This is a genomic window from Caloramator proteoclasticus DSM 10124 (assembly GCF_900129265.1).
In the GTDB taxonomy this organism is placed as follows: domain Bacteria; phylum Bacillota; class Clostridia; order Clostridiales; family Caloramatoraceae; genus Thermobrachium; species Thermobrachium proteoclasticum.
In genome coordinates, this window is the sequence record NZ_FQVG01000087.1 from 1 (window position 1) to 5,445 (window position 5,445).

Below are 5,445 nucleotides of genomic sequence, written 5' to 3' on the forward strand. Positions count from 1 at the left end.
AGCCTCAAGAATAGTAAGAAGTAGTCGCTACATAATATTTAAGCTTTGCAGTAGCTACGCATATAAAAATGATTTTTATGAGATTGTAGCAAATATTCACAAGTTAGAATGAAATTCTTTTATTATTGTTCTTTGATAAGTTCAAAAAGTAAAATTTTATACTATAGGTGAAATCTATTCTTCTTTAATGTAAATATCTGTAATTTATGAAAATTTTATTCATATAACAATTATACTAAGATTTCTTATAAATATTTTTCAGTTTAATTTTTGGTTGGTGAATAATTCAGGTATAATATAAGCCCAAGTGGAGGAAAGATAACAATCAACAAAAGCCACGCAATAGTTTTTTCTGGCCTTTTTCTTTCTAATATTATGATAGTTGTTAAAAGAATTGCATTTATAATAATGGCAGCAGATAACAGGTTCATTCTACCACCTCCTTAAATACATTATAACAAAAAATTATTTTTTTGTTTTTAATTTATTATAGACATATAACTAATATTTTTATAAAATAAATAATGTTTTTTAAAATAAAAATAAAGGAGGACGGATAGATGAAGATAAACTTAATTGGTGTACCTTTAAATTTAGGTGCAGACAAGCTTGGTTCAAATTTAGCTCCAAAAACATATAGAGAGGCAAATATAATAAAAATTATTAAATCTATTGGTTTTGAAGTAAAGGATTGTGGTGATGTAGAAGTACTTAAAGCTAATGAAGAAGATAAATATAAGCATCATCCAAATTTAAAGTACTTAAATGAAGTAATTGATGCAAATACAAAGCTTGCAGAAAAAATATATCAATCTCTATCTAATGGAGACTTTGCTCTTGTTTTAGGAGGAGACCATTCATTAGGTCTTGGTAGTATTGCAGGGGCAAGTAGAGCAATTAAAAATATAGGCGTTGTTTGGATTGATGCCCACGGAGATATAAACACGCATCTTACATCACCAACAGGAAATATCCACGGTATGCCACTTGCAGCATCCTTTGGAGTAGGTCACGAAGCATTAGTTAACCTATATGAAGAGAGAATTAAAGTAAAGGAAGAAAATGTATTCCATATAGCTGGTAGAGACCTTGATAAGGGAGAAATAGAGCTTATAAATAAAAGCAAAGGTCAGTTCTACACAATGGACAAGGTTAAAGAACTTGGAATAGAGAAAGTTGTAGAAGATATGTTAAACTACTTTAAAGATAGAGTGGATGCTATACACGTTAGTTTTGATTTAGACTCAATAGATTCATTGTTTGCACCAGGAACCGGTACACCAGTTGAGAACGGTCTATCTGTTGATGATGCAAAATTTATTCTTGAGAGTCTTGCCTCATCAGGTATGATGTGTTCTTTAGATATAGTTGAACTAAATCCTCTTTTAGATAAAGATAACAAAACACTAAATATAGCCATTGATATAATTAAAAATACTTTAAACAAATTAAAATTGAGCCTATCAAACGAACTTTCAGCATAAAAAGTGTCGTGAAGTTTAGTACAACTTCACGACACTTTATTTGTTTTGCAATTATTCATATATTGCCTCAACCTTCATTCTTCCATCCCTACAACTATTACAAGGTACCTTTTTATCCTCACCTATTATTATTTCATATAGTGTCATAATATCCCTGCTTCCACACTTTGTGCATTTTTCCACAATGTCAACCTTGGGAAAATTCATCCAAGCAACCTCGTGTTCATCTGCAATATCCTCTAAATACCTACTTTCCCTAATAACTTCCCCGCAGTTCTTACATACCTTATCTACCCAAAAACCTGATATACCTCTCTTTTTTGCCTCCTCTGACACATCCCCAAGCTGATAATAGTGCTCCCTTCCTAAACTATCTACATAGAACTCCCTTCCCCATTCAACCTTGCTTTCTCTTCCGCAACAGCTGCATTTTAATAATACTGTTTTTCCCATGATATCACCCCAAAGACAAACAAATTTTCTACTAATGTTTTTATATCATAAATATTTTGAAAATTCAATATCTTTTCTAAATATTCTAAAAAAATGCTATACTTATTTTTTATCCAAAATTAACTAATTATTAATGAATATTTTTATACTAAGTAGTATAATATTTTGAAAGGGAGGGGTTTGCTATGAAGGAAGAATTAAAAAATATTTTCCTTGCTGGAGTAGGTTCTGCAGCCTACACATATGAAAAGGCTACTGAACTTATAGAAAACCTTATCAAAAAAGGTCAATTGACTGTTGAAGAAGGAAAAGAATTAACCGAAGAATTAAAGAGAACCGTAAAGGAAAAAACCGAAAAGGTCTCAGCTGAATTAAAACCATTAACTAAGGATGATATGGCTGAACTATTAAGAGAAATGAATTTTGCAACTAAGTCTGAACTGGATGAATTAAAAAGAAAAATTGAAGAATTAGAATCTAAACTAAAATAAGCAAAAGGTTATAAACCTTTTGCTTATTTAAAAGGAATGATTATATGGTAAAAAAAAATACACTGCATAGATTTAGAGAAATAGTAAAAATACTTGCCAAATATGGATTTGGATATATAGTTGATAGTAAAATAAAAAATCAAACACCTTCACCCGAAAATTTAAGAAGGGCCTTTGAAGAACTTGGCCCAACTTTTATAAAAATAGGACAGATTTTAAGTACCCGTCCTGATATTCTTCCCTATGAATACATAAAGGAATTGGAAAGACTACAGGATAATGTAATGCAAATTCCCTTCGAAGAAATTAATGACATATTTACACAAGAATTTGGTGTTCCTCTTAATAGGCACTTTTCATATTTTGAAAAAAAACCTCTTGCTTCAGCCTCAATAGCTCAAGTTCATCGTGCAAAACTTTTAGATGGAAAAGAAGTTATAGTCAAGTTCCAAAGACCTAATATAGAAGAAAATATGAAACTTGATATAGAAATACTCAAAAGAATACTAAGGTTTACTAATGCTAAATTTAATGATGCCCTTATAAATCCTAAGGAGGCATTGTCTGAAATTGAAGAAGCCACAAAAAAGGAACTAAACTTTATAAATGAAGCTAAAGCTTTAGATAAATTTTATAACAACAATATAAATGTTAAATTTGTCTCTTGCCCATATGTTTATTGGGATTTAACAACCAAAAGAATTCTTACTATGGAATATATAGATGGAATCAAAATAGATAATATAGAAAATCTAATGAACGAAGGATATGATTTAGAGGACTTAGGTAAAAAACTTGCTCTATCCTATTTTAAACAGATTTTTGCAGATGGTTTTTTCCATGGCGACCCCCATCCAGGCAATTTAATTATTAAGGATAATAAAATATACTACATTGATTTTGGGATTGTCGGATGTTTTTCAAAGTCTATGAAGGAATCGCTGAATGAAGTAATTCTTTCCATCGCCTTTAGAGACATAGATAAAATGATTTCTGCCCTTTTAAATATTGGAATTAAAAAGGGATATATAAATAGGAGTAAACTATATGAAGATATTGATTATCTTTTTGTTAGCTACTTAACAACATCCCTTGAAAATCTTAAAATATCTCAAATGCTTGAGGAAATATTTGAAGCTGCCAAGAGAAATAATATTAGACTTCCAAAGGATTTAACCCTTTTAATCAGAGGACTTGTAATTTTAGAGGGTGTTGTTGCAAAAATATCTCCTAATATAAAAATATTGGATATTGCAATTCCATTTGTCAAAGAGCAGTATCCATCAAAAATATTCCCCAACTTTAATGATTTGATATTTGAAATTATTAATTTAAACTCACAATTAAAGTCCTTACCACATAACATAAATAAGCTGCTAAACAATGTCAATGCAGGCAGAACCAAAGTACAGCTTGAACACAAAAATTTATCTAAACCTATACACGAACTTAATAAAATGGTAAATAGATTAGTTTTTGCAATAATAACCTCATCTTTAATCATAGGTTCATCTTTAATATTAAACACAAATATTGGGCCAAAAATTTATGGCATATCAATACTTGGAGTTACTGGTTATATTGTAGCGGGTATTTTTGGTCTTTGGATTCTTATATCCATTTTAAGGTCAGGTAAAATCTGAGGGCTTAAGTTTAGCCCTCAGACAACTATAATATGCATTTTCTGCTTTATTTCTGGATTTGTACTATCCTTACAGCTTATAGTCAAACTTGCAATACGCGTTCCAATACAAACTGCCTTTTCTAAACTATATCCACTAATTAGTCCGTAAACTGTTCCTGCAAAAAAGGAGTCTCCCGCACCTGTTGTATCAATAACATTAACTGGTACAATATCAACAAATCCCTCTTCATTAGTTTCAGCATCATAAAAAACAGAACCCTTTTTCCCCATTGTAACAACTATCTTTTTAAGTCCATTCTTTGTAAGTTCCTTGCAAGCATCTAATACCTGTTCCTTTGTATCAAATGTCTTTTCTGCTATAAGTTCAAATTCAATGTTATTACATATTAAACAATCTAGCTTATTAAATAGATGCTTATTTCTCTTTACTACGTCAAGATGTCCTATAACTGCATAAACCCTCTTATTATATCTTTTTGCTAAATTTATTATCTTTTCAATGTAACTTGCTTCAAAATCAAGGTCTAAAACAACACTATTACAACCCCTTATAATATCCTCAGCGTGATTATCAATTATGTTATAAAGATACTTTAAATTTGGTTGATGTGATACTGAGGCTGCTATATCTCCCTTTTCATTTAATACAACCAGCCACATACCCATACCGTCTTTATCCACAATATCAACATATTCTGTGTCGATTTTCTCGTTTTTAAGTCTTGCTAAAACCTCCATACCAAGTGCACTGTTATCAACAATTGATACAAATCTTGTCTTAAGTCCCATATAACTAAAATTTTCAACTACATTTCTTGCTACTCCACCGTGTTTAAACTTTACACTTCCTATATTAGTCCCCTTTGGATTTAACACATCTCTTGGGAAACCCTTTATATCTACAAAGACCGCACCAAATACTGCAACATCAAATGTTTTTTCCACAATATTCGCCCCTTCTTTTAAACTTCACAAAAATAAATTATATCAATTATAAAGGAATATTGCAATTATTGTCGAATTTTTTCAGAGATTTCGCATCTAATTTCCAGTAAAGCTTTTTTCTTTATAGGAAATTAGATTTTTTCTATTTTATTGAAATTTTGGAAGGGAAAAAGGCCGTAGGCCATGTATATAGATACACCTTCCCCCTCCCCATCATAATGAAAAGCTGTATTTCCAATTTTATTATCGACTATGCGGTGTTAAAAATTGGATTAATCCAATTCATAATTATCAACATTTCATCTTTCAAATCTTCTATTATATTTATCTGCAAAAGCCTTTTTTCTCTGAATCCTCGAATGTTTCTAAAAAAGTATAATTGGGTTAAGTTAAAGGCTATTATCATGAATCCAACTATAGCCTCTAT

6 protein-coding genes are annotated in these 5,445 nt (G+C 30.4%); 3 read left to right on the top strand and 3 right to left on the bottom strand.

Features of this window, described 5'->3' with window-relative positions; genetic code table 11:
- Positions 1 to 263: 263 nt before the first annotated feature.
- Positions 264 to 431, bottom strand: a complete 168-nt coding sequence (locus tag BUB63_RS12635) for a PLDc N-terminal domain-containing protein (RefSeq protein ID WP_084106792.1) — start codon at positions 429 to 431, stop codon at positions 264 to 266.
- Between the two features lie 129 nt (positions 432 to 560).
- Here BUB63_RS12635 and rocF point away from each other — a divergent pair, with 129 nt between their 5' ends.
- Positions 561 to 1,484, top strand: a complete 924-nt coding sequence (rocF, locus tag BUB63_RS12640; protein WP_073250301.1) for an arginase — start codon at positions 561 to 563, stop codon at positions 1,482 to 1,484.
- A gap of 51 nt (positions 1,485 to 1,535) precedes the next feature.
- On the opposite strand, the gene BUB63_RS12645 is transcribed toward rocF, so the two are convergent.
- Entirely contained in the window at positions 1,536 to 1,937 is a 402-nt protein-coding gene (locus BUB63_RS12645; RefSeq protein WP_027309072.1) for a hypothetical protein, read from the bottom strand.
- A 185-nt stretch (positions 1,938 to 2,122) separates the two neighbouring features.
- Between BUB63_RS12645 and BUB63_RS12650 the strand changes: the two genes are divergently transcribed.
- Together BUB63_RS12650 and BUB63_RS12655 are read left to right on the top strand one after the other, a co-directional pair.
- Entirely contained in the window at positions 2,123 to 2,428 is a 306-nt protein-coding gene (locus tag BUB63_RS12650) for a phasin family protein (RefSeq protein WP_073250304.1), read from the top strand.
- 44 nt (positions 2,429 to 2,472) lie between these two features.
- Complete coding sequence (locus BUB63_RS12655) at positions 2,473 to 4,071, top strand: ABC1 kinase family protein (RefSeq protein WP_073250307.1); 1,599 nt, start codon at positions 2,473 to 2,475, stop codon at positions 4,069 to 4,071.
- A 17-nt stretch (positions 4,072 to 4,088) separates the two neighbouring features.
- Here the strand turns inward: BUB63_RS12655 and BUB63_RS12660 are convergent, their stop codons facing one another.
- Positions 4,089 to 5,018, bottom strand: a complete 930-nt coding sequence (locus BUB63_RS12660) for a carbohydrate kinase family protein (protein WP_073250310.1) — start codon at positions 5,016 to 5,018, stop codon at positions 4,089 to 4,091.
- Positions 5,019 to 5,445: the final 427 nt, after the last annotated feature.